The sequence below is a fragment of the Burkholderia sp. Bp9140 genome, from assembly GCF_003853425.1.
In the GTDB taxonomy this organism is placed as follows: Bacteria; Pseudomonadota; Gammaproteobacteria; order Burkholderiales; family Burkholderiaceae; genus Burkholderia.
In genome coordinates, this window is sequence record NZ_QTPQ01000010.1 from 146418 (window position 1) to 168502 (window position 22085).

The 22085-nt window shown below is 68.9% G+C and carries 25 protein-coding genes and 1 pseudogene; 7 read left to right on the forward strand and 19 right to left on the reverse strand.

Features of this window, described 5'->3' with window-relative positions; all coding sequences use genetic code 11:
• Nucleotides 1–2 precede the first annotated feature (2 nt).
• From ligD to DIE21_RS11170, 11 genes and pseudogenes are all read right to left on the reverse strand, one after another.
• Nucleotides 3–2829 (reverse strand): annotated as a pseudogene (gene ligD, locus DIE21_RS11120) (DNA ligase D).
• A gap of 9 nt (nucleotides 2830–2838) precedes the next feature.
• Nucleotides 2839–3864 (reverse strand): Ku protein, encoded by a 1026-nt coding sequence (locus tag DIE21_RS11125; protein ID WP_124497737.1) that lies wholly within the window; start codon nucleotides 3862–3864, stop codon nucleotides 2839–2841.
• A gap of 213 nt (nucleotides 3865–4077) precedes the next feature.
• Nucleotides 4078–4464: a DUF3022 domain-containing protein gene (locus tag DIE21_RS11130; RefSeq protein WP_124497738.1), complete on the reverse strand. Its 387-nt coding sequence runs from the start codon at nucleotides 4462–4464 to the stop codon at nucleotides 4078–4080.
• Entirely contained in the window at nucleotides 4461–4622 is a 162-nt protein-coding gene (locus tag DIE21_RS11135; protein ID WP_124497739.1) for a DUF1328 domain-containing protein, read from the reverse strand. Before DIE21_RS11135 ends, DIE21_RS11130 begins: the two co-directional genes overlap by 4 nt.
• 53 nt (nucleotides 4623–4675) lie before the next feature.
• Complete coding sequence (locus DIE21_RS11140; protein WP_124497740.1) at nucleotides 4676–4864, reverse strand: DUF3008 family protein; 189 nt, start codon at nucleotides 4862–4864, stop codon at nucleotides 4676–4678.
• 70 nt (nucleotides 4865–4934) lie between these two features.
• Nucleotides 4935–6371 carry an RNA polymerase factor sigma-54 gene (locus tag DIE21_RS11145; protein WP_124497741.1) on the reverse strand — a complete coding sequence of 479 codons (1437 nt, stop codon included), beginning with the start codon at nucleotides 6369–6371 and terminating at the stop codon, nucleotides 4935–4937.
• Between the two features lie 236 nt (nucleotides 6372–6607).
• On the reverse strand, nucleotides 6608–7117 hold the full coding sequence (locus DIE21_RS11150; RefSeq protein WP_124497742.1) for a ferritin-like domain-containing protein: 510 nt from the start codon (nucleotides 7115–7117) through the stop codon (nucleotides 6608–6610).
• Nucleotides 7118–7153: 36 nt separating this feature from the next.
• On the reverse strand, nucleotides 7154–7429 hold the full coding sequence (locus tag DIE21_RS11155; RefSeq protein WP_124497743.1) for a hypothetical protein: 276 nt from the start codon (nucleotides 7427–7429) through the stop codon (nucleotides 7154–7156).
• 51 nt (nucleotides 7430–7480) lie between these two features.
• Nucleotides 7481–7792, reverse strand: coding sequence for a hypothetical protein (locus DIE21_RS11160; protein ID WP_124497744.1), 312 nt, complete (start codon nucleotides 7790–7792; stop codon nucleotides 7481–7483).
• Entirely contained in the window at nucleotides 7789–8049 is a 261-nt protein-coding gene (locus tag DIE21_RS11165) for a hypothetical protein (protein ID WP_124497745.1), read from the reverse strand. Before DIE21_RS11165 ends, DIE21_RS11160 begins: the two co-directional genes overlap by 4 nt.
• A gap of 195 nt (nucleotides 8050–8244) precedes the next feature.
• Nucleotides 8245–8547 carry a hypothetical protein gene (locus DIE21_RS11170; RefSeq protein ID WP_124497746.1) on the reverse strand — a complete coding sequence of 101 codons (303 nt, stop codon included), beginning with the start codon at nucleotides 8545–8547 and terminating at the stop codon, nucleotides 8245–8247.
• A gap of 154 nt (nucleotides 8548–8701) precedes the next feature.
• Between DIE21_RS11170 and DIE21_RS11175 the strand changes: the two genes are divergently transcribed.
• The 5 genes from DIE21_RS11175 to DIE21_RS11195 all read left to right on the forward strand — a co-directional run bounded on the left by DIE21_RS11175 (nucleotide 8702) and on the right by DIE21_RS11195 (nucleotide 12426).
• On the forward strand, nucleotides 8702–8956 hold the full coding sequence (locus DIE21_RS11175) for a hypothetical protein (RefSeq protein ID WP_124497747.1): 255 nt from the start codon (nucleotides 8702–8704) through the stop codon (nucleotides 8954–8956).
• Between the two features lie 64 nt (nucleotides 8957–9020).
• Nucleotides 9021–9452 carry a CBS domain-containing protein gene (locus DIE21_RS11180; protein WP_124497748.1) on the forward strand — a complete coding sequence of 144 codons (432 nt, stop codon included), beginning with the start codon at nucleotides 9021–9023 and terminating at the stop codon, nucleotides 9450–9452.
• An 89-nt stretch (nucleotides 9453–9541) separates the two neighbouring features.
• On the forward strand, nucleotides 9542–10024 hold the full coding sequence (locus DIE21_RS11185; protein ID WP_124497749.1) for a PRC-barrel domain-containing protein: 483 nt from the start codon (nucleotides 9542–9544) through the stop codon (nucleotides 10022–10024).
• Nucleotides 10025–10297: 273 nt separating this feature from the next.
• Nucleotides 10298–11593: an MFS transporter gene (locus tag DIE21_RS11190; protein ID WP_124497750.1), complete on the forward strand. Its 1296-nt coding sequence runs from the start codon at nucleotides 10298–10300 to the stop codon at nucleotides 11591–11593.
• A gap of 50 nt (nucleotides 11594–11643) precedes the next feature.
• Nucleotides 11644–12426 (forward strand): substrate-binding domain-containing protein, encoded by a 783-nt coding sequence (locus DIE21_RS11195; protein ID WP_124497751.1) that lies wholly within the window; start codon nucleotides 11644–11646, stop codon nucleotides 12424–12426.
• Between the two features lie 24 nt (nucleotides 12427–12450).
• Here the strand turns inward: DIE21_RS11195 and dctA are convergent, their stop codons facing one another.
• The 3 genes from dctA to DIE21_RS11210 form a co-directional block, all read right to left on the reverse strand.
• Nucleotides 12451–13761 (reverse strand): C4-dicarboxylate transporter DctA, encoded by a 1311-nt coding sequence (dctA, locus tag DIE21_RS11200; protein ID WP_124497752.1) that lies wholly within the window; start codon nucleotides 13759–13761, stop codon nucleotides 12451–12453.
• A gap of 74 nt (nucleotides 13762–13835) precedes the next feature.
• Nucleotides 13836–14759, reverse strand: a complete 924-nt coding sequence (locus DIE21_RS11205; RefSeq protein WP_124497753.1) for a LysR family transcriptional regulator — start codon at nucleotides 14757–14759, stop codon at nucleotides 13836–13838.
• Between the two features lie 89 nt (nucleotides 14760–14848).
• Nucleotides 14849–15742: a LysR family transcriptional regulator gene (locus DIE21_RS11210; RefSeq protein ID WP_124497754.1), complete on the reverse strand. Its 894-nt coding sequence runs from the start codon at nucleotides 15740–15742 to the stop codon at nucleotides 14849–14851.
• A 219-nt stretch (nucleotides 15743–15961) separates the two neighbouring features.
• Between DIE21_RS11210 and DIE21_RS11215 the strand changes: the two genes are divergently transcribed.
• Nucleotides 15962–16222, forward strand: coding sequence for a DUF4148 domain-containing protein (locus tag DIE21_RS11215; protein WP_124497755.1), 261 nt, complete (start codon nucleotides 15962–15964; stop codon nucleotides 16220–16222).
• Between the two features lie 46 nt (nucleotides 16223–16268).
• The gene (locus tag DIE21_RS11220; RefSeq protein ID WP_124497756.1) at nucleotides 16269–17477 is read left to right on the forward strand and encodes an MFS transporter; all 1209 of its coding nucleotides are present in this window, start codon (nucleotides 16269–16271) and stop codon (nucleotides 17475–17477) included.
• A 320-nt stretch (nucleotides 17478–17797) separates the two neighbouring features.
• On the opposite strand, the gene DIE21_RS11230 is transcribed toward DIE21_RS11220, so the two are convergent.
• The 5 genes from DIE21_RS11230 to DIE21_RS11250 all read right to left on the reverse strand — a co-directional run bounded on the left by DIE21_RS11230 (nucleotide 17798) and on the right by DIE21_RS11250 (nucleotide 21835).
• Nucleotides 17798–18364: a hypothetical protein gene (locus DIE21_RS11230; protein ID WP_124497757.1), complete on the reverse strand. Its 567-nt coding sequence runs from the start codon at nucleotides 18362–18364 to the stop codon at nucleotides 17798–17800.
• 66 nt (nucleotides 18365–18430) lie between these two features.
• The gene (locus DIE21_RS11235) at nucleotides 18431–18730 is read right to left on the reverse strand and encodes a DUF2795 domain-containing protein (RefSeq protein WP_124497758.1); all 300 of its coding nucleotides are present in this window, start codon (nucleotides 18728–18730) and stop codon (nucleotides 18431–18433) included.
• Between the two features lie 38 nt (nucleotides 18731–18768).
• Nucleotides 18769–19797 (reverse strand): SDR family oxidoreductase, encoded by a 1029-nt coding sequence (locus DIE21_RS11240; RefSeq protein WP_124497759.1) that lies wholly within the window; start codon nucleotides 19795–19797, stop codon nucleotides 18769–18771.
• 27 nt (nucleotides 19798–19824) lie between these two features.
• Nucleotides 19825–20235, reverse strand: a complete 411-nt coding sequence (locus DIE21_RS11245; RefSeq protein ID WP_124497760.1) for a BON domain-containing protein — start codon at nucleotides 20233–20235, stop codon at nucleotides 19825–19827.
• A 232-nt stretch (nucleotides 20236–20467) separates the two neighbouring features.
• Nucleotides 20468–21835, reverse strand: a complete 1368-nt coding sequence (locus tag DIE21_RS11250; RefSeq protein ID WP_124497761.1) for a sigma-54 dependent transcriptional regulator — start codon at nucleotides 21833–21835, stop codon at nucleotides 20468–20470.
• Nucleotides 21836–22085: the final 250 nt, after the last annotated feature.

The window sequence follows — 22085 nt, forward strand, 5'->3', positions numbered from 1 at the left end:
TGTCATGTCGAGCCGAGCCGCGCGCGCATCCGCGCGGTGATCCGCTGGCGCGTGCCGGCATAGCCTTCCCACGGATCGCGCTCGAGCCGGTCGAGGCGTTCGTGCAGCGTGTCGATCGTCCATTGCGCGCCGCCCGTCGTGTCGGGCACCTCGTCCCAGCGCAGCGGCACCGATACGCCCATCCCGGGCCGCGCGCGCCGAATACGCGGCGATCGTGCTCGCGCCGCGGCCGTTGCGCAGATAGTCGATGAAGATCCTGCCGCGCCGGTGCTTCGGCCCCATCGTCGCGGTGAAGCGATCGGGCAATGCATTGGCGACATGCTGCGCGACCGCACGCGAGAAGTCCTTCACGTCGTCCCATCCCGTGTGCCGCGCGATCGGCACGACGACGTGCAGCCCCTTGCCGCCGCTCGTCTTGCAGAACGATGCGAGACCGAGTTCGTCGAGCAGCCCGCGCATCAGTTGCGCGGCTTCGATCATCGCGCTCCACGGCAGCGCCGGATCGGGATCGAGGTCGAACACGATCCGGTCCGGTCGCTCGATGTTCGACGCGTGCGCGTTCCACGTATGCAGTTCGATCGTGCCCATCTGCGCGGCGCCGAGCAGCGCGTCGACATTGTCGAGCGACAGCAGCGGGCCATGGCCCGGATCGAGCCCCGCGTGTTGCGTGACGAACGGGATCTCGCGGCGCTTCGCGTGCTTCTGGAAGAACAGCTCGCCCGCGATGTCGCCGGGCGCGCGCACGAGCGCCACGGGCCGGCCCTTCAGGTCCGGCAGCAGCCACGGCGCAACCCATTGCCAGTAATGCGCGAGATCGATCTTGCGCGTGCCGCTGCGCGGATCGAGCACGCGATCGGGATGCGTCATGCGCACGCGGCCGAGCAGGCCGGGGCTATCGTTGTCCGCGGCGCGGGCGGATGCGCGTGAACGCGCGTGGTGCTTGCGGCCGCGCGTATCGCGATCGGCGGGCGACGCGTGCTTGCGCTTGTCGTGGTGCGCGGTTTGACGCTGCTCCATCGTCACCTCCGTTTCCGTCTGCTTCGGCACTTCACGGACGATCTGCGCCGCCGGCTTGTCGTCGCGCAGCGCGATGAACGCGGCCTGCCGCACGATGCCGTCGCCGGTCCATTCCGCGAACGCGCATTCGGCGACGAGCGTCGGCTCGATCCAGTGCACGCGCGTGCGCGTGCGTTCGCGTGGCGGCGGATCGAACGGCGTCGTGTCGCGCTCGTGCTTGCGCAGGATCGCGGCGAGCCGGTCGAGCATCCTCGTGTCGAAGCCCGTGCCGACACGGCCGACGTAGCGCAGCGGCACCGGCCCGCGCCGCCGCTTGCCGTCCGGCGCCGGTTCATGCACGCCGAGCAGCAGCGCACCGAAACCGTGGCGGCTGCCGGACGGCTCGGTATAGCCGCCGATCACGAACTCCTGCCGGCGCCGGCATTTGAGCTTGATCCAGGCCGGCGAGCGTCCGGCGCGATAGCGCGACTCCGCGCGCTTGCCGATCAGCCCTTCGAGGCCGGTATCGCATGCGCTCGCGATCAGCGAGGCGACGTCGTCGCCGAGATCGGGCGAAAAGCGCAGCCGCGCGGGGTCGCTGTCGGCGAGCAGCGGTTCGAGCAACGCGCGGCGCGCGGTGAGCGGTGCGTCGCGCAGGTCGTAACCGTCGAGATAGGGCAAGTCGAACACGAACCAGGTGACCGCGTCCGAATGCCCTGCGCCGAGCGCGTTCTGCAGCGCCTGGAAATCGGGAAGACCGTTCGCGCCGAGCACGACGGCCTCGCCGTCGAGCCAGGCGCCGTCGACGTCGAGCGCCGCGAGCGCGTCGCGTTGCGCGCGCAGCTTCGCGGTCCAGTCGCGGCCTTCGCGCGTCATCAGCTTCACATGCCGGCGCGCGCCCTTCCCGGCAATGCGCGCGAGGATCCGGTAGCCGTCGAACTTCAGTTCGTAGCGCCAGTCGCCCTGCGTCGGCGGACCGTCGACCAGCGTCGCGAGCTGTGGCGCGACGCGTTCGGGCAGCGCAGCGCGCACCGCGCCTTCGATATCGGAAGGATCGGCGGGCGGGCGGGCCGGGTCGTCATGTCGTGCGGCGCGTTTGCCGTGTTTGTCTCGCTTGCCGCGTTTTTCACGTTCGCCGGCCTTGTCGCCCCGGTCGCGCGGCGTACCGCGCGCACGCGTCGAACCGCCGTCGGAACGCGCCCGCGCCGACGTTGCCGCGCCGTCATGCACACTCCCCGGCCGCTCGCCGACGACGTCGAATTCAGCCGTGCCGCGCGCATCGTCGTCGCGCTCCTTGATCAGCAGCCACTGCTCCTGCCGTCCCTGCTGCCGGCCGGTGCGCACGAGCGCCCAGCCGCCGTGCAGCTTCTCGCCATCGAGCCGGAACGTCAGCTTGCCCGCGCGGTAGCCGTCGCGCGCCTGCGCGACGCCGCCGTCGGGCGTCCATGTGCCTTCGTCCCACACGACGACCGACCCGGCGCCGTAGTGCCCGGCCGGAATCTCGCCTTCGAACGACGCGTATTCGAGCGGATGATCCTCGACATGCACGGCGAGGCGCCTCACCGACGGATCGACGCTCGGCCCCTTCGGTACGGCCCACGACTTCAGCGTGCCGTCGAGTTCGAGCCGGAAGTCGTAATGCAGGCGCCGCGCGTGGTGTTCCTGGATCACGAAGCGCAGCGGATGACGGGCGTGCGAAGCCGGCCGCGCGTCGGGCTTCGCGCCCGCCTTCGCACGCCGCCACCCATGCGCCCCTTCGGGTTCCGGCGTCGCGCCGAAGTGGCGTTTGCGGCGATACGGATCGAGCTTGGCGGCCATCGCGTCACCTCGCATCGCGCGGCATCATGCGGCGTGCTTGCGGTACACGGCGGTTTTCTTCTCCGCATGCGTGCCCGCCGCGGCACGTCTTGCGGCCAGCCGTTTCGCCGCGGTCTTCGTGGCCGCCCCCTTCGGCGCCGTCTTCGCAGCCGTCTTCGCAGCCGGCTTGCGGCGCCCGCCGCCGCGCGACGTCGAGGGCGATCCATCCGCATCGTCCTCGCCCGCATCGCGCAGGTCCGCAGCACGCGCGCCGCCACCGCCCTTCAGGCTGCGCTTCAGCAGCTCGGTCAGGTCGACCACGTTGGTCGCGGTGCGTGCCGTCAGCGCAGGCCGTTCCTCGATCTCCTCGATCTTGCCCGCGCGCACCTTGCGCTCGACCAGCTCGAGGATGTCGTCGCGAAACGTGTCGTGATACTCGTCGGGCGTCCATGTGCCCGACATGTCGTCGATCAGCTTCCTGGCCATCCCGAGTTCGCGCGCGGTCACACCTGCGTGCTTCGCATCGCCGGCCGGCACCGACAGCTCGTCGAGCGGGCGCAACTCTTCCTGCCAGCGCAGCGTGTCGAGCGCGAGCAGCGGCCCGACCGGGATCAGCGCGCCGAGATGCTGGCGGTCGCGCATCACGACCAGCGCGATGCCGATCTTGCCGCTGTCCTTCAGCGCGTCTCGCAACAGCGCGTAGACCTTCTCGCCCTTGCGGTCCGGCACGAGGTAGTACGGCGTGTCGAGATACAGGAACGACACCGCGTCCTCGTCGACGAAGGTCAGGATGTCGACGGTCTGCGTCGACTCGGGGTTCGCCGCGCGGATTTCCTCGTCGGTCAGCACGACGTAGCGCTCCTTCTCGTACTCATAGCCGCGCACGATGTCCTCGCGCATGACTTCCTTGCCGGTGCGCTTGTTGATCTGCCGGTAGCCGACCGGATCCATCGAGCGCTTGTCGAGCAGCCGGAACGACGGCTTCACGGTGCGCGTCGCCGGGAACAGCTGCACGGGCACGTGAACGAGTCCGAAGCTGATCGCGCCTTTCCATATCATCCGGGGTGCCATGCCTGTCCTCCTTTGCTGCGTGTGTGCCCGCCGCCCGAAGCGGCGGACGCCCCGCGCGGCGCTACGCCGGCACGTCCTCGCATCGGGTCGGTGAAGGGCGGCGGCGTGCGCGAGCGCGTTGCGGGGCCCCAGCGCCGTCACGGGAAACGGACGCGCCGCGCGGCGTGCCGACGCGGCCCGGCCGCGGTGTCGCTGCAGGCTGCGGCAGTTGCGTCAGGGCGCGCGCAATGCGCGATCGAGTTCGGCGCGCGTCACGTCGAGCGTGACGCTGCATTCGATCCCGGCGTCCTCGACGCGCGGCTTTTGTTCGTCCACCGCGCGCCGCGCGAGGTCGCACAGCCGGGTGCGCACGCGCAGCCGGTCGGCCGCGCCCAGCGACCCATAGCGCGTGAGCACGTCCGGGTCGAAGCGCAGGTCGACCGCGCAACGCCACGTGCGCGCGCTTTCATCGGCCGGCACGCGCACCCACGACACCTGGATCGTCAGCCGCCCCGATGCGTCGTCCGCATGCACGACGAGGGTCGACTGCGACGGAAATCCGTTCGCGAGCGCATTTTCGAGTTCCGCGATGCGCTGCGAACGGTCGGGGGTGACCGTCATCGTCGCACGACACCCAGCAGCAGCGTGACCAGGAAGATCACGACGAAGATGTAGAACAGGATCTTCGCGATCTCGGCCGCGCCGGCCGCGATGCCGCCGAAGCCGAGCACGGCGGCGACGATCGCGATGACGAAGAAGATGATGGCGTATCGAAGCATGAATTCCTCCTGGGTCCTGGAGAACGGCGAGCGTCGACGCGTGCCGCCGCCGATCAAGAATCGTGCTTGTGCTTGGGTTTGCCGCGGACCGGCGTCGACGCCATTTTCTCGAGCGCCTTCTCGCTCATCGACTTCGCCATCGACCTCGAAGGCGGCTTCAGGTCCTTCATTTTCGTTTCACCGCGCTTGGCCGACAGGGCGGCCCCCGCGGCGCGCTGCTGTGCCTGGGACTTGGCGGGCATGGCTTTCCTCCTCTCGGTGGCGCGCGCGAGCACCGCGGCTCGCGGGCCGCGCGCGGTTCGGACCGTATCGTCATGCGGCGTCGCGCCGGCGCAGTTCGGCCGGCGGAATCTTCATCGCCTGGCGATACTTGGTCACCGTACGACGCGCAAGAAGGATGCCGCGCCCCGCGAGGTTCTGCGTGAGCGCGACGTCGGACAGCGGCTCGCTGTGGCGCTCGGCCGCGATCATGTCGCGGATCAGCACCTTCGCGGCGGACGCCGAGCACACGCCCTTGCCGGCCGCCTCGAGCTTGCGCGGGAAGAAGTGCTTGAACTCGAACGTGCCGTGCGGCGTGGCCATGTACTTGTTGCCTGTCGCGCGCGACACGGTCGATTCGTGCAGGTCGAGCGCTTCGGCGATGTCGCGCAGCACGAGCGGCTTCATCGCGATCTCGCCGTAGCGGAAGAAATCGCGCTGCCGTGCGACGATGCATTCGCCGACCCGCTGGATCGTGTCGAAGCGCTTCTGCACGTTGCGGATCAGCCAGCGCGCTTCCTGCAGTTGCTGGCCGAGCGGCGAATCGCGCTCGCCGCTCGACTGCGCGAACAGCGTCGCATAGCGTTCGTGCAGCCGCGCGCGCGGCAGCACGGCCGGGTTGATCGTCACGATCCATTCGTCGCGTACCTGGCGCACGATCACGTCGGGCACCACGTAGTCGCCGCGCGTGCTGCCGTAGTGGTTGCCGGGACGCGGATCGAGCCCGCGTACCAGCGCGCACGCGGCATGCATCGTCGCCTGGTTGCAGCCGACGCGCCGCTGGATCTCCGCCGTTTCGCGCCGCGCGAGCCGTTCGAGGTGTTCGCGCGCGATCGCCTTCGCTTCCGCGAGCGCCGGCGTGCCGGCCGGAATCGCGTCGAGCTGCAGCACCAGGCATTCGGACAGCGAGCGCGCGGCGATGCCCGGGCGGTCGAGCATCTGCACGAGCCGCAGCGCAACCACGAGATCCTGTTCCGACAGCAGCAGCGCCGGATCGGCCGCGACCAGCAGCTCCGCCAGTTCCTGGCGCAGGTAGCCGTCTTCGTCGAGCGCGTCGATCACGATGCGCGCGGCCTCGCGGTCGCGCCGGTTCAGCGGATAGAGCCGCAGCGCGTCGTGCAGTTGCTGGTGCAGCGACGGTTCCGCCGCCATCCATTCGCCGGGCGACAGGTCGCTCGCGTCGTCGGCCTGGTGGCCCGTGCCGCGCTGCGCCGGGGCGGCCGTGTACGACACGTCGCCCTCCGGCGGACGCACGTCGTCACGCTCGGGCTCCGGCTCGGGCGTCGCGGCTTCGGCCGCGCGTTCGGGTGCGTCGTCGGCGGCGGCCTCGTCGTCGCCCTGGCCATCTTCGAGAAACGGATTCGAGTCGAGCGCCTGCCGCAATTCCTGCTGGAATTCGAGCGAAGACAACTGCAGCAGGCGAAGCGACTGCTGAAGCCTCGGCGTGAGTGCCAGATGCTGTCGCATCTGGAGCGCAAGCGTAACGGACATCGATGCCCTCCTGACGGTGTGCGGAATGCGTATGCGGGAATCGATGCAGCTTCCATGCCAAGACGGCGAATTGCCGTCCGGCGCGGTTCCCGCAGATTCGCACCCCGTTATCGGGGGGCGTCAGGACCGCTTTTTTACAAGCGGCGGAAAGTTAGGGGGCACGAAATTCGCGCAGGGCCGCGCGGTGTCCGGGCGTCGACACGTTGTCGCCGCCTGCGCACGGGCGGCCTCCGCGCTCATCGTTTCGCATCGATGCGATCGACGGCCGAGCGATCGAGAAACGCCGTCGTCAGCGCCGGCAGATGATGCAGCAGCCACGCGGCCATGTCGTGCTCCTGCTGCAGGATCCGCGCGCAGCATGCGCGGATTTCTTCCTCGCCGGTCGCGCGCGCGGCCTCGACGAGCGCCGTATAGGCGGCAATCTCGACCTGCTGGAATGCGTAGACGGCCATCGCGCCCTTCACGACCTCGTCGCTCGCCAGCATCTCGCCCGCCACCTGCCGGTACGCCGCGATCCGTCCCGCGAGATCCTTGATCGCGGACGGCGTCGTGCCGAGCCGCTGCAGGCACGCCTCGACGAGCGCCTGCTGGCCGAGCGTGTCGTCGAGATGCAGGCGCAGGCGATCCTGCCACTGCGGATAGTGGGCGACGCGCTTCGCCTGCGCATCGAGCAGCGTCTCGGCCTGGCGTGCCATCGCATACGCATCGCGCAGCCAGTCCTCCAGGTGTGCGTGCGGGTTCGCCATCGCGGTCCTCCTGCCACGTCACGCCGCGGCAGCGCGTCAGTACTGCATCGGCGGCGGCGTGCCCGGCGGCGGCACGTCGACCGGTTCGCCGCCGCCTGCGTCCGCCGGCAGCGTGTTGTACGGCGACCGACGCGTGTCGTAGCGCGTGTTCGCGTCCGGCATCGTCGTGGTCGGCGACGCGCCATGGCCGTCCGGCGGCGCCGGCGGTGCACCGCGTGCGCCGTAGGTGGCCTGCGGTTGCGTGCATGCGCCCAGCGCGCACGCGGCGGCGAACGCACAGGCGCCCACGCGTATCGTCTGGATCGGTTTCATCGAAATCCTCCGTCGGGTCGGCGGCGCCGGGCCCGGTCGTGGCGGCACGGCTCAGAGCCGCTTGAAATGGAAATCGCCCGCATACGCGGTCGGCGCGCGGTGCGCCATCATCGTGTCGAACTCGGCCGCGACGCGCGTCAATGCGTCGCGTTGCCGCTCGACATCGGCCTGTTCGAGCGCCGCGAACGCGTCGGCGTCGAACGTGACGGTCAGCGACGCCGGATGGCCGTCGACGCGGAAGCCGAAATGCAGTGCGCCGGCCGGCTGCTCCTCGACATGGAACGGCAGCGCGCGCACCTCGAAATGGCGGCCGAGCGTCTCGGCCACGTCGCGCAGCATGCCGGGTTTCACGCTGATGCTCATCGTGGGCCCTCCGTGGACGGGATGAACGCCGCCGGCGGCACGCCCGTCGGCGGCGCGTGAATCGGCGGCTCCCGCGTCGGCGGCTCGCGTTCCGGTGGCGGCCGCTCCGGCGGGTCGCCCTCCGGATCGTGATACGGTTCCGGCGTGCCGGGCGGCAAGTCGTCCGGCACGGGCGGCTCGGAATCCGGGTTGACGTCGGGCGGCACCGGCGGTTCGGGCCGGTGCAGCGACTGGGTGCGGTGCGGGTTCATGGGCATGCGATCGTTGCGGTATCCTCACGGGATCGGGGCGGCTGCGCGGCGCGCATGGGCCGCTCGGTGGTCGACGAACACATGGGCAGCAAGACGCGTGCCGTCCGTGTACGGCCCCGCCCCGCACGGCCGCGCACGCCGACGCGCGGTGCGCCGTGCCTTCGCTACACCGCGCGCTGCAATTCTTTCAAGGGCATGGCGCTACCCTTCGTATGCGGCCATCACGAGCCACAGCTCGCGGCCGTCGTCGCGCACCCGCGCGGCGAGCGCATACGGATCGGCCGGCTCGCATGCGCGCTGCAGCGCGAACCGCGCCCGCTCGGTCGAGCCGAATGTCTCGTCGAGCGGTCGCACGTCGGCCTTGCCATCGAACATCCGGCGATCGGGCCGGTAGATCAGCGGCTCCTGTTTCCACGCGCGGAAATGGCTCTTCACCGAATCGAACCCGCCGCCGCATACGTTGACTTCATAGCGCACTCCAGGCCGTCGTTTCGGAATCGTCATCGTGCCTCCCGCTTGATCTGCGTGTGCGTGCGGCGGGCTGCGCCGCGCGTTGTCGTCGTCGTCCACCGAAGCGGCAAGTCGCGTGCCGCCTGCACGCAGCGGGCATGGTCGTTGCGCGATCAGCGCATCATCGTCACCGACACGGAGGCTCGCCATGAAGGATTCGACCCGGTCCGGCCGCAATGCGCCGGCGCACGAACTGCCTCCCGCCCCGTCGCCGCCGCTGAAGCACCAGGACCAGACGAAGACGCGCCACTCGGAGCGCCATATCGACAAGCAGCTCGAGGACACGTTCCCCGCAAGCGATCCGCCCGCGACCGGCCGCGTCACGCGCATCGAGCCCGACACGCCGCCGGGCACGCACGACGACGGCCCGTGGCAGGACCCGGCCAAACGCCACGACGAATGACGGCCGATACGGCACGCTGCTTGCTGAACCGGACGGCCCCGCTTCAACCCGCAAGGAGGACTTCATGCCTCGCGTCAACGAAATCATGTCGCAGGACGTCGTGCGCATCGCGCCGACCGACTCGATCCGTCATGCAGCGCAACTGATGGAGCGCTACGACATCGGCGCGCTGCCCGTGTGCGACAACGACCGGCTGATCGGCATGGTCACCGACCGCGACCTCGCGGTGCGCGCGATCTCGGCCGGCAAGCCGCCGGAGACGCGGATCCACGAAGTCGCGTCGAGCCCGATCGAATGGTGTTTCGAGGACGATTCGCTGGACGAGATCCAGCACTACATGGCCGACGCGCAACTGCGCCGCCTGCCGGTCGTCGATCACGACAATCGCCTCGTCGGCATGCTGTCGCTCGCGGACATCGCGACGCGCACGACCGGCCCCGCGCGCGACGAAGTCGCGAACACGCTCGAAGGCGTGTCGCAACCGAAGCGGACGTGACGGGGCGATCCGCGCCCCGCCCGACAACCCGCGCGACCCGCAGGGCCCATCCCGGGCACGGTCGCACCCACGCAGCCAGGAGGACAACCATGCAGACTCCCGATCAAGGACGAACCCGCATCATCGGCAAGGGCGCCGCGACGGCAGCCGGGCCCGGCCCGGACGTGATGGCGGCCGACACGCTGGCAGGCGACAAGGTCTATACGACCGATGGTGACGACGTCGGCAAGATCAAGGACATCATGCTCGACGTGCGCTCGGGCCGCATCGCGTATGCCGTGCTGTCGAGCGGCGGCCTGCTCGGCATCGGCGACAAGCTGCTCGCGATTCCATGGAGCGCGCTCACGCTCGATACCGAACGCAAGTGCTTCCTGCTGTCGGTGTCGTCCGAGCGGATCAAGAACGCGCCCGGCTTCGACAGGGACCACTGGCCGGCGATGGCCGACCCGCAATGGGCCGAGCCGCTGCACGAGTACTACGGCAGCGCGCCGTACTGGAGCGCGGGCGACGAGGTCGGGCTGACCGACCCGACCGAGGAGCTGAACGATCCGCGCACGCGCGGGCATCATTGATCGATCACGATTTGCCGGTGGTGGTTTGGCCGACGGGCCCCGCGAATGCGGGGCTTTTTTTGCTTCCGGACGAATCGCCGCGGATGCCGCCACTCGCCCCGTGCCCGGATCCGCCCCATTCCGCGTGCCGGGGCGGACTCGCTCTCATTGATAACCAGACAACATCAATCCTTCCAAAAATTGCACTTATCGTTTCTCCGTCTCCGGGCGACCATTGCCGAAACGACAATCGACCGCTCCCCGCGCATTTTCCGATTCCCTGGAGACACCCTGATGCACCCCTCGCCCAGCCTTCCGACCGGACGTTCGAAGGCCGCCGCGGTATTCCGCGTAACGGCCGGCAACTTCCTCGAGCAGTTCGACTTCTTCCTGTTCGGCTTCTACGCGACGCAGATCGCGGCCGTGTTCTTTCCCGCCGCGAGCGAGTTCGCTTCGCTGATGATGACGTTCGCCGTATTCGGCGCCGGCTTCCTGATGCGGCCGCTGGGCGCGATCGTGCTGGGCGCGTACATCGACGACGTCGGCCGCCGCAAGGGCCTGATCGTCACGCTGGCCATCATGGCCAGCGGCACCATCCTGATCGCGTTCGTGCCGGGCTACGCGACGATCGGCCTGCTCGCGCCCGCGCTCGTGCTGATCGGGCGGCTACTGCAGGGCTTCTCGGCGGGTGCGGAGCTGGGCGGCGTGTCGGTCTATCTCGCCGAGATGGCCACGCCCGGCCGCAAGGGCTTCTTCACGAGCTGGCAGTCCGCCAGCCAGCAGGTCGCGATCGTCGTCGCGGCCGGCCTCGGCTTCGCGCTCAATCACTGGCTGAGCGCATCGGCGATCGCCGCGTGGGGATGGCGCGTGCCGTTCTTCGTCGGCTGCATGATCGTGCCGTTCATCTTCATGCTGCGTCGCAACCTGGAGGAAACGCAGGAGTTCAAGGCGCGCCGGCATCGTCCGGGCATGCAGGAAGTGTTCGGCACGCTGCTGCGGAACTGGGGCGTCGTGGTCGCCGGCATGATGCTGGTCGCGATGACCACCACGAGCTTCTACCTGATCACCGTCTACGCGCCGACCTTCGGCAAGACGGTCCTACACCTCAGCACCGCCGACAGCCTGCTCGTCACGCTGTGCGTCGGCGTGTCGAACTTCGTGTGGCTGCCGATCGGTGGTGCGCTGTCCGATCGCATCGGCCGCCGGCCGCTGCTCGTCGGCATGACGCTGCTCGCGATCGCGACCGCCTATCCCGCGCTGTCGCTGCTCGCTCATGCGCCGTCGTTCACCAACATGCTCCTCGTGCTCCTGTGGCTGTCGTTCATGTACGGGATCTACAACGGCGCGATGGTCGTCGCGCTGACGGACGTGATGCCGGTGGAGGTGCGCGTGGCAGGCTTCTCGCTCGCCTACAGCCTCGCGACGGCCGTGTTCGGCGGCTTCACCCCCGCGATCTCGACGGCGCTCATTCATATGACCGGCGACAAGGCCGCGCCGGGCTACTGGATGAGCCTCGCCGCGGTGTGCGCGCTGCTGGCGACGTTCGCGCTCTATCGCCGCCGGCCGGTGACGCTGACGCCAGCGCACTAAAGCGTCAGGCCGAACAACCTGCCCCGACATCGCACGACCAGATCACGACCATGAAAAAACTGCTTCTGAAACTGTGCGCGACCGCGCTCGTCGCCACCGCCGCGGTCACCGCGAACGTGCAGGCCGCCGACCTGCACGTGATGAGCTCGGGCGGCTTCACCGCCGCCTACAAGCTGCTCGGCCCGCAGTTCGCGTCGCACACCGGCAACACGCTCGACACCGCGCTCGGCCCGTCGATGGGCAAGTCGCCCGAAGCGATCCCGAACCGGCTCGCGCGCGGCGAGCCCGCCGACGCGGTGATCATGGTCGGCTACGCGCTCGACGAACTGATCAGGCAAGGCAAGGTGATCGCCGGGTCGCGCGTCGAGCTGGCCGATTCGCGCATCGGCATGGTCGTGCGCGACGGCGCGGCGAATCCCGACATCAGCACGGCCGAGGGCCTCAGGCAGGTGCTGCTGCATGCGAAGTCGATCGCCTACTCGGACAGCGCGAGCGGCGTCTACATCGAGCGGGAATTGTTCAGGAAGCTCGGCATCGACGAGCAGGTGAGCGCGAAGGCGAAGATGATTCCGCGGATTCCCGTCGCATCCGTGGTCGCGAACGGCGACTACGAAATCGGCTTCCAGCAGGTGAGCGAACTGCTGCCCGTGAAGGGCGCGACCTTCGTCGGCAAGATTCCCGAATCGCTGCAGTCCATCACGCGCTTCGCCGCCGGCGTTCCTGTCGGCGCGCAACATCCGAAGGAAGCGAAGGCGCTCCTCGACTATCTCGCATCGCCCGACGTGCAGGCGGAAGTGAAATCGACCGGGCTGGATTCAGTCTCCGCTCATTGAGCACGAACCCCGGGAAGGCGTGCGTCAGACAGCCTTCCCGTCGCGCCCGGCGTCGTCGATACCGTCCAGGCCCGCCGGCCCGGCCGCGCTCAACATCCGTGCGAGACGCGCACGATCGCACGCCCCTTCCCACGACGACACGAAGATCACCGCGCACGCATTGCTGATCACGCTCGTCAGCGCGCGCGCCTCCGACATGAAGCGATCCATGCCGACCAGAAGCGCGACGCCGGCCACCGGCAGGTCGGGCATCACCGCGAGCGTCGCGACGAGCGCGACGAGCCCGCTGCCGGACACGCCGGCCGCCCCCTTGGACGTCAGCAGCATCAGGGCCAGCATCGCCGCGACTTGCGGTGCGGAAAGCGGCACGTCGCATGCCTGCGCGATGAACAATGCCGCGAGCGTCAGGTAGATCGCGGTGCCGTCCAGGTTGAACGAATAGCCGGCCGGCAGCACGAGCCCGACGACGCCCTTGTCGCAACCCAGCGACGCCAGCTTGACGATGAGCCGCGGCAATACCGGCTCCGTGGACGATGTCGCGAGGACGATCAGCAATTCCTCGCGGATGTAGCGCAACAGCCGCCACAGCGAGAAGCCGTGCAGCCGTGCGAGCGGCGCGAGCACCAGCGCGACGAACAGCACGCAGGCCACGTAGAACGACGCCATCAGCCGCGCAAGCGAGCCGACCGAGCCGATGCCGAAGCGGCCCACCGTGAACGCCATCGCGCCGAATGCGCCGAGCGGCGCGAGCCGCATGATCATCGCGAGCACGCGAAAGACGATCTGCGCGACCCCGTCGATCAGCGCCAGCACGGGCCGCCCGGCCTGCGGATACGCGTTCAGCGAAAAGCCGAACAGCAGCGACAGCAGCAGCACCGGCAGCACCTCGCCCTTCTGGAACGCGCCGAGCATCGTGTCCGGGATCACGCTCAGCGCGAACTCGACGAGCCCGTGCGGTTGCGCATGCTGCACGTATTGCGCCAGGATGCTCGAATCGAGATGACGCACGTCGACGTGCATGCCGGCGCCGGGCCGCAGCACGAATGCGGTGACGAGCCCGAATGCGAGCGCGGCGGCGGTCAGCAGATAGAACAGCACCAGCGCGCGGACGATCGTGCGTCCGATGGCCTTTCCGTTCGCGAGCGACGTGATGCCCGAGACGATCGTGCAGAACACGATCGGCGCGATCATCATCCGCACGAGACCGACGAATGCATCGCTGAGCGGCTTGAGCATCGCGCCCGCCGACGGCCAGAAGTGGCCGACGCCCACGCCGAGCACCATCGCCAGCAGAACCTGCACGTAGAGCGAACGAAGCGGTCTTGCCAGCCTCACGATGCGGTCTTCCTCGATGGTCCTGTTGGGTTCATTGTGTTCGTTGTGTTCGTCGTATGCGTCACCTGGACGTGTCACTTCGACGCGTCGCCGGGTGCGGCGCCGCCGCGCTTCGCGTCGACGACCGCCCGGTGAAACGCCTCCGCGGCCGGCGTGAGCGGGCGTCCGCGCCGCTTCACGATGCCCACCCGGCGCTTGACCACCGGTTCGACGAGGGGCACGCTCGTGAGCAGCGGATGGTCATGTCCGGGCATCGCCATCGACGGTACCGCGGCGACGCCGAGCCCCGCCTCGATCAACCCGAGCATCGTCGTCACGTGGCGCGTCTCGCACACGCTCGGCGCACGCGGCGCGACGGTCGTCAGCGCCTGGTCGAGCAACAGGCGGTTGCCGGAAGTCTTGTCCACCGACACATACTCGTACTCGTAAAGCTCGTTCCAGGTCACGCGCTTCTTGCGCGCGAGCGGATGGTCGCGCCGGCACGCGGCAACGAACCGCTCCTGCAGCAGCAGCTTGAACTCGACCTCGGGCTCCTGGCTGCCCATGAAACTCACGCCGAAATCGGCCTCGCCGCTGATGACGGCGCCGAGCACCTCGTTCGCGCTCGCATCCAGCAGCTTGACCCTGATGCGCGGAAAGCGGCGATGGTAGCTCGCGATCACGTTCGGCAGAAAGTAGTACGCCACCGACGGCACGCACGCGATCGTCACGTGACCGAGACGGCTCGACGAAACGTCGCGGATGCCGAGCAGCGCCACGTCGAGATCGTCCAGCAACTGCTCGGCGCTCGGCGCGAACACGCGGCCGACCGTGGTCAGCGTGACGCTGCGCGTGGTGCGCTCGAACAGGCGCACGCCGAGTGCTTCCTCCAGCTTGTCGATCCGGCGGCTCAACGCGGGTTGCGAAATGCTGATCGCCTCGGCGGCCTTTCGGAAGCTTCCCAGCTCCACCACCGCGCGAAACGCCTGCAAGTCGGTCAAATCGAAGTTGATTCCCACGGGCCAAGTCTCCGCATCTCAGATGCCGCGTATTTTGCATGATCCGGGCAAGCACACCCAGCCGGGAGATGCCCGGCTCCGACGCTCCGCTACGCCCGATGCCGCAGCGCATCGATCACGATCGAGAACGCGCGCGATGCCTGGCGGCGGCTCGGGTAGTACGCGTGATAGCCGGGAAACACCGGGCACCAGTCCGGCATCACGATCCGCAGCTGCCCGCTGCGCACGTGGTCGAGTACGATGTCCTCGGTGACGAACGCGATCCCGAATCCGTCGAGCGCCGCCTGCACGAGATGCGGTTGCGTATTGCAGGTGATCCGGCCGCTCACGCGCGCCTGGATCTCGTTCCTGCCCTTCTTCAGTTCCCACGCATAGATGCCCTTCGCGGTCGCGAGCCGCAGCGTCACGCAGTCGTGATCGAGCAGGTCCTGCGGCGTCTTCGGTGGCTTGCGGCCGTCGAGATAGGCCGGCGACGCGACCATCGCCATCCGGATGTCCGGGCTGATGCGCACCGCGATCATATCCTTCGCGACCTGGTCGCCGTAGCGCACGCCGATGTCGTAGCGCTCCTCGACGATGTTCGACAGCCCGTAGTCGACCGACAGCTCGACGCGGATGTCGGGGTAATCGGGCAACACCTTCCTGAGCTTCGGCCAGATGATCGTGTCGATCGGATGCTCGGTGGCCGTGATCCGCACGACGCCGGCTGGCTTGTCACGGAAATCGGACACCGCGGCGAGCTTCATCTCGATCTCGTCGATGCGCGGCGCGACGGCCTGAAACAGTTCTTCGCCCGCTTCGGTCGTCGACACGCTGCGCGTCGTACGCGTCAGCAGCCGCACGCCGAGGCGCGTTTCGAGATCGCGAACCGTCTGGCTCAGCGCCGATTGCGACACGCCGAGGCGCGCCGCCGCGCGCGTGAAGCTCCGGTCGCGCGCCACCGCGAGAAACACGAGCAGATCGTTGAGGTTTTCGCGCGGCATGTCGGGCGGCTCCTGTCGAAACGGACGCCCATCCTAGCACCGGCACCGCCCCGCGCCGCCCGGTGCGGCCGGCGTCGATTCATCGCCCCAGCTTATAAGTCCAAGCGCGCCGGGCGACTTAATCGATCGATTGCGCGCCGATAGACTGCGAAGCCTTCAGGTTCCCACGCGGCCGCCGGCCTCGGGAACCCTCCATGCGTTCTTCCCGGAGCCCGTCTCGTGAAATCCCTTCTTCGCCCGTTCGTCGTCGCACTTGCGGTTTCCAGTCCGTTGCTCACCCACGCGCAGGGCCTGACGCGCGAGCAGGTACGCGAGGACATGATCCGCTACGAAGCCGCCGGCTTCAATCCGGCGCGCGCCAATCCGCGCACGTGGGTCGACGATGTGCAGGCAGCATCCGCACGTGTGACGGCCGCACGCGATGCCGACGGTCGCGCCCAGGTGGCCGATCGCGGCACGGCCGGCGCCCGCTGCGACTGACGCGCGTTTGCGCCACGCTTCCACCCCACCCACCCCGATTCCATCGATGCAAGCCGTTTCCACTTCCGATCTCGGCCACGCACCCGCTTACCGCGCCGCATGGGGCGCCGTCGTCGCGATGGCGCTCGGCGCGTTCGCGCTCGTCGCGTCCGAATTCATGCCGGTCAGCCTGCTCACGCCGATCGCGCGTGACCTGCATGTCAGCGAAGGCCAGGCGGGCCAGGCCATTTCCGTGTCCGGCGCCTTCGCGCTCGTGACGAGCCTGTTCATCGCGTCGCTGGCCGGCAGGCGCGACCGCAAACGGCTGCTGCTCGTGCTGACGCTGGTGATGATCGTTTCCGGAACGGTCGTCGCATGTGCGCCGAATTACCTCGCCTTCATTGCGGGACGCGCACTGATCGGCGTCGCGATCGGCGGCTTCTGGTCGATGTCGGCCGCGACCGCGATGCGTCTGGTGCCCGCTGCCCAGGTGTCGCGCGCGCTGGCGATCGTGAACGGCGGCAATGCGCTCGCGACCGTCGTCGCCGCGCCGCTCGGCAGCTTTCTCGGCGGTATCGTCGGCTGGCGCTGGGCGTTCTTCTGCGTCGTGCCGGTCGCGGCGATCGCGTTCGGCTGGAAACTCGTGAGCCTGCCGCCGATGAAGGCCGTGTCACACGCGGCGCCCGCCCATGCGCTCAAGCTGCTCGCCCGCCCGCCGGTCGCGCTCGGCATGGCCGCCGTCAGCCTGCTGTTCATGGGGCAGTTCGCGCTGTTCACGTACCTGCGCCCGTTCCTCGAAACGGTGACGCACGTCGGCAATGCCGCGCTGTCGCTGATGCTCCTCGCGATCGGCGCGGCCGGGGTCGCGGGGACGATCCTGATCGGCGCGTTCCTCAAGAACGGCTTGTATCGGACGCTCGTCGTCACCCCCCTGCTGATGGCGGCGATCGCCGTCGCGCTCGCAGGGGGCGGCGCATCGACCGCGGCGACCGCATGCCTGCTAGCACTGTGGGGCCTGACCGGAACGGCCGCGCCCGTCGCCTGGTGGACATGGCTCGCGCGCACGCTGCCGCACGACGCGGAAGCCGGCGGCGGGCTGATGGTCGCGGTCGTGCAGCTCGCGATCGCGCTCGGCGCGACGACGGGCGGCCTGCTGTACGACCTGCATGGCTATCGCGCGACGTTCACGATGAGCGCGGCGCTGCTCGCCGTCGCCGGCGCGCTGGCGTGCGCGGCCGGACGCGCCGCACGGCACCGTCTTTCAAGCACCAGGTAATACACCCGTCCGCCGCACGTCATCGCGCAACGTCGCACGCGACACGCCTCGCAACGGCGGCCGGCCTGCTCGATCAGGCGCTTCGCTTCGTTCAGGCATACGGGCACGACATCCGCGTCCTCCGTCGTGCAGCCGATCGCGGCCGCGCGGCCGAACCCGCTGTCGCCCATCGTCACGAGCGCGACCGTGCCGGCCGGGTTCCTCCTTCAACGGGCGTCCGCGAGACGTCGCAAACGACACGCCGCGCGGTGTGCGGCCCGGCCGCGCTTACGCGGGTCGAGCCGCACACCACGTTGTCGGCCCGTGCGGACATGGCGTGCTCAGCGCGGGCGGCCCCGCGTGGTGCCGCCCGGCCGGCGCACCGGATCGAAGTCGCGCCATTCGCCGTCCTGCCAGTCGCCTTCGACGCGCTCGATCGATTGCGCGCCGGTCGTGCGCAGCACGTCTTCCGCGGCTGCCGCGGTCGTCGCCGTCACGCGCGCGGCCAGGATCACGCCGGTTTCGGTGTGCGCGAGCGTGCCCGTGCCTTCGGCCTGCTCGCCGCGCATCCGGCCGAGCGCACCGCCGAACGCGCCGAGATAGGCGCCGGCGAGTGCGCCGGCGGCCGGCACGAACCAGTAGCGCACGCCGATCGCATAGGCGATCCATCCGACGATCGCGCCGATCAGCAGCCCGCGCAGCGCGCCGATCATCGCGCCGCGGCCGCCCGGCTTCGCGGCCGTATCGGCATACACGTCGCCGCCGATCGGAAAGCGCGCGTGCTGGCCGCCCGGGTTCAGGAAGAAGATCGACACGTCATCCGGGCCGAACGCGCGCTCGTAAAGGTGGCGCGCTCCATCTTCCGCTTCATCGAACGTCGTGAAACGGCCTGCGACGATCATCGCCATGCTCGTGCTCCTCGTGACGGTGACGCGCCGTGCACGCGACGACGCGCACGGCGTGACGGGCGGCGCTCACATCAGCCGCCCGAGTTCCTTCGAGACCGATGCCGGCGTCCTGTACTCGCGATCGGGGATCTGCCGGAGCATGTCGAGCATGCCCGGGTCCGCATGCGAGCGTTCCGCGCACTGGATGACGTCCGACTTGCTCGCCGGATAGTCCATCCCCTTCAGCGCCTTCTGCACGTCGAACGGACTTGGCGCCTTGCCGTGCCCCGTCTGGTGGCCGCCCTTGTCGTGGTCCTGCTGTACGCGCTCGCCTTCGTGCGCGCGCGAGTGGCTGTATTCATGCCCCGTATGTTGTCGGGATGACATGGAAGCCTCCTTCGAATGAAAAACGCAACGGAATGCGATCACGTCGATGTGCGGCGCGAGCGCGCGAGCGCGGCGACCACCAGCGCCGCTGCGCCCAGCGCGACCGCGCCCGCGAGCTTCGGCCGCTGCACCATCGCGTTGTACGCGCAGCCGCGGAGCACGGGCCCCTCCATTCCTTCGCGCTCGCGCAGCGCGTGGCGCGATTCGTACAGCGCGTTGTCATCGCGCGGCCGCGCGGGGCGCACCGTGCGCTGGCCGCGCGAGAACAGCGTGGCCGCGACGCGATCGAACAGCCGCGGCGCGTGATACGCGCTGGCCGACGCGAGCTTCGCCGCGCCGCCGACGAAGAGTGTGCGGCGCGGATGCGCGGCCGCGAACAGGATCGCGTCGGCGACGAGATCGGGGTCGTAAATCGGCGGCGGCAGCTTCGCCTCGACGTTCATGTAGTTCTTCGCGTGCATCACGAACATCGTGTCGATCGCGGCCGGCTTGATCAGCGTGACGGACACGGGCAGGTGATCCGACTCCAGCTCGAGCCGCAGCGAATCGGTGAAGCCCTTCACCGCGTGCTTCGATGCCGCGTACGCGCTTTGCAGCGGCACCGGCGCATCGGACGCCTCGCTGCCCATGTTGATGATCGCGCCGCCGTGGAAATCGCTCTTGCGCCGGAAATGGTCCGACGCGACGAGCGAGCCGTGCACGACGCCCCAGTAGTTGGTGTCGAACAATCGGCGCTGATCCTCGAGCGGCACCGAGGCCGCCGTGCCGAAGATCGATACGCCCGCGTTGTTGACCCAGGTATCGAAGCCGCCATAGGTATCGGCCGCCTTCGCGGCCGCGCGCTGCAGATCCTCGATGTTGCCGACGTCGCCGGCGACCGGCACCGCGAGGCCGCCATGCTGGCGTATTTCCTCGCACAGCGTATTGAGCGCGCCCTCGTTGCGCGCGAACAGCACCAGCTTCGCGCCGCGCCGTGCCGCCTTGCGCGCGGTGACGAGGCCGATGCCGCTCGTGGCGCCCGTGATCACGATCGTCTGCTCGCCGACCGGTTTGAGCATGCGGTTCATATCACTGGACTCCTTCCGGCGCCGCGGTTATTCCGGGCGGATCGTCAGCTGGTCGCGTACGTCCTGGACGCCCTCGATGCGCTTGACGACGCCGACGGCCTGCGTGCGCTGCCGTTCGTCCGGCACGCTACCGGTCAGCATCACGATGCCGTGACGCGTCTTCACGTGAATGTCGCCGGCCGACAGGCCGTTCGTGCCGACCAGTTCGGCCTTCGCCTTGGTCGTGATGGTCGCGTCGCGGATCTTCGTGCCGGTGCTCGAATGCGACGACGACGATGACATGGATGACGATGACGAGCCGTCGTCGCCGGCGGAAAACACGTTCGGCGCGACGACCAGGCACGCAACGGCCGCGGCGATCGCGACCGCCATGCCGACACGCTTCGCGGGATGACGACGGAATCGCGATGCGCGGGCTTGCAGCGGAAAGACCTTCATCGTGACCTCCTTTCGTGAGGCCGGCATGGCCGGCGGTATCCGCATGGCGCAAGTCGCGTGCCGCGCGCAGCACGCCGCGCGGTCGCGCAGCACGGCGACCGGACGCTCTTTCATCCAACCCTTTGTAAATTTTTCGGTGCACCGGCGTGCTGCTTCCCGCGCGGAGTGCCGACATGCCGATTGACGAACCGGCACGCAACGGGGGGCGCGCATGAGCGCGGCGGGCGCGCCATCAGGTATCCGGCTTCTCCGCTTCGTCTTCCAGTTGCGCGAGCCGGTTGTAGATCGTCTTCAGGCTGACGTCGAGCACCTCGGCCGCCTGCGCCTTCACGCCGCCGCATTGTGCGATCGTGCCGAGGATCAGCTTGCGGTCGACCTCCTCGAGCGGCGTGCCGAACGGCACCGTCACGCGATCTTCATGCGAATCGACCATGCTCGACAGCTCGTCCATGATCGGCGGCGGCAGCGTGTCGATCACGTCGGTGTCGCTGAAGATGCTCGCGCGCTGCACGAAGTTGCGCAGTTCGCGCACGTTGCCGGGCCATGCGTAGGACCTCAGCGCTTCGCGCGCGGCCGGTGCGAAGCGCAGGTTGCGGCCGCTTTCCTCGTTGTAGCCCTGCAGGAAGGCGTCCGCGAGCATCGGAATGTCGTCGCCGCGCTCGCTCAGCGACGGCAGCGGAATCGGAAACACGTTGATCCGGTGATAGAGGTCGGGCCGCAGCTTGCCGTCGGCCATCGCGGCTTCCGGATCGCGGTTGGTCGCCGCGACGATGCGCACGTCGACGTCGATCTCGCGTGTCGAGCCGAGCCGCGTGAGCCGCCCGGTTTCGAGCACGCGCAACAGCTTGACCTGCGATTCGACCGGCATCTCGGTGATTTCGTCGAGGAACAGCGTGCCGCCGTCCGCGCGTTCGAAGAAACCCTTGTGCTGCCGCTCCGCGCCGGTAAAGCTGCCGCGGTCGTGGCCGAACATCTCGCTTTCGACGAGGTTCGCGGCGATCGCGCCGCAGTTCACCGCGAGGAACGGGCCGCGGCGGCGCAGGCTCAGGTCGTGCACCGTCTGGGCAGCGAGCTCCTTGCCGGTGCCCGATTCGCCGGTGAGCAGCACCGACGCTTCGGTACGCGCGACGCGGCCGATCGCGTCGTAGACGGCCTGCATCGCGGGCGAGTTGCCGAGCATCCGGCCGAAACGGCCGAGGCGCTTCAGCTCGGAGCGCAGTTCGGCGATTTCCTCGTGCAGCGCGGTGGTGCGCGGCACCCGCGCGAAGATGCTGTTCAGCCGCTGCATGTTGATCGGCTTCACCAGGTAGTCGGTCGCGCCGCGCCGCAATGCGTCGATCGCGGTTTCGAGGCTCGCATGGCCGGTCGTCAGCACGATTTCGCAATGCCCGCGCTTGGGCAATGCATCGAACAGGTCCATCCCGTTGCCGTCCGGCAGCACGAGATCGCACAGCACGAGATCGGGAGTGTGCGTCGAGACGAGCGTGCGCGCTTCTTCGAGCGTCGCGGCCGTGTCGCACGTAAGCTGCTGCGCTTGCGCGAGCGCCGCGAGCATCGCGCGCGTATCGGCATCGTCTTCGACGATCAGGACGTAAGGCATCGAGGCTCCTGGTGTGCGGCCCGGCGCAAGCATCGGCCGGAACCGCGGACGGTATGCGATGCGGGGTACGCCGGGCACTCAGCGAGACCCCGCATGGCACACGAATGAGCAGACAAGCTGTCCTGCCCTTGATCAGCGAATGATTAGCAGTATAGAAGAAGCGTGTCGCGCATCCGCCGCTCATCGAATAAATCTATCCGTTCGCGCGGGTCACATTGCCAGATTCAATCCGGCCGGACCGGTGTAAAAG

Coding starts and splice junctions, on each gene's coding strand:
- DIE21_RS11195 (WP_124497751.1), top strand. CDS start 11,644: ATGAAAAAACTGCTTCTGAAACTGTGCGCGACCGCGCTCGTCGCCACC.
- DIE21_RS11220 (WP_124497756.1), top strand. CDS start 16,269: ATGCAAGCCGTTTCCACTTCCGATCTCGGCCACGCACCCGCTTACCGC.
- DIE21_RS11245 (WP_124497760.1), bottom strand. CDS start 20,235: ATGAAGGTCTTTCCGCTGCAAGCCCGCGCATCGCGATTCCGTCGTCAT.
- DIE21_RS11210 (WP_124497754.1), bottom strand. CDS start 15,742: ATGCCGCGCGAAAACCTCAACGATCTGCTCGTGTTTCTCGCGGTGGCG.
- DIE21_RS11175 (WP_124497747.1), top strand. CDS start 8,702: ATGAAGGATTCGACCCGGTCCGGCCGCAATGCGCCGGCGCACGAACTG.
- DIE21_RS11240 (WP_124497759.1), bottom strand. CDS start 19,797: ATGAACCGCATGCTCAAACCGGTCGGCGAGCAGACGATCGTGATCACG.
- DIE21_RS11125 (WP_124497737.1), bottom strand. CDS start 3,864: ATGGCACCCCGGATGATATGGAAAGGCGCGATCAGCTTCGGACTCGTT.
- DIE21_RS11170 (WP_124497746.1), bottom strand. CDS start 8,547: ATGACGATTCCGAAACGACGGCCTGGAGTGCGCTATGAAGTCAACGTA.
- DIE21_RS11135 (WP_124497739.1), bottom strand. CDS start 4,622: ATGCTTCGATACGCCATCATCTTCTTCGTCATCGCGATCGTCGCCGCC.
- DIE21_RS11190 (WP_124497750.1), top strand. CDS start 10,298: ATGCACCCCTCGCCCAGCCTTCCGACCGGACGTTCGAAGGCCGCCGCG.
- DIE21_RS11145 (WP_124497741.1), bottom strand. CDS start 6,371: ATGTCCGTTACGCTTGCGCTCCAGATGCGACAGCATCTGGCACTCACG.
- DIE21_RS11155 (WP_124497743.1), bottom strand. CDS start 7,429: ATGAAACCGATCCAGACGATACGCGTGGGCGCCTGTGCGTTCGCCGCC.
- DIE21_RS11150 (WP_124497742.1), bottom strand. CDS start 7,117: ATGGCGAACCCGCACGCACACCTGGAGGACTGGCTGCGCGATGCGTAT.
- DIE21_RS11235 (WP_124497758.1), bottom strand. CDS start 18,730: ATGTCATCCCGACAACATACGGGGCATGAATACAGCCACTCGCGCGCG.
- DIE21_RS11130 (WP_124497738.1), bottom strand. CDS start 4,464: ATGACGGTCACCCCCGACCGTTCGCAGCGCATCGCGGAACTCGAAAAT.
- DIE21_RS11185 (WP_124497749.1), top strand. CDS start 9,542: ATGCAGACTCCCGATCAAGGACGAACCCGCATCATCGGCAAGGGCGCC.
- DIE21_RS11165 (WP_124497745.1), bottom strand. CDS start 8,049: ATGCCCATGAACCCGCACCGCACCCAGTCGCTGCACCGGCCCGAACCG.
- DIE21_RS11230 (WP_124497757.1), bottom strand. CDS start 18,364: ATGGCGATGATCGTCGCAGGCCGTTTCACGACGTTCGATGAAGCGGAA.
- DIE21_RS11250 (WP_124497761.1), bottom strand. CDS start 21,835: ATGCCTTACGTCCTGATCGTCGAAGACGATGCCGATACGCGCGCGATG.
- DIE21_RS11140 (WP_124497740.1), bottom strand. CDS start 4,864: ATGCCCGCCAAGTCCCAGGCACAGCAGCGCGCCGCGGGGGCCGCCCTG.
- DIE21_RS11160 (WP_124497744.1), bottom strand. CDS start 7,792: ATGAGCATCAGCGTGAAACCCGGCATGCTGCGCGACGTGGCCGAGACG.
- DIE21_RS11180 (WP_124497748.1), top strand. CDS start 9,021: ATGCCTCGCGTCAACGAAATCATGTCGCAGGACGTCGTGCGCATCGCG.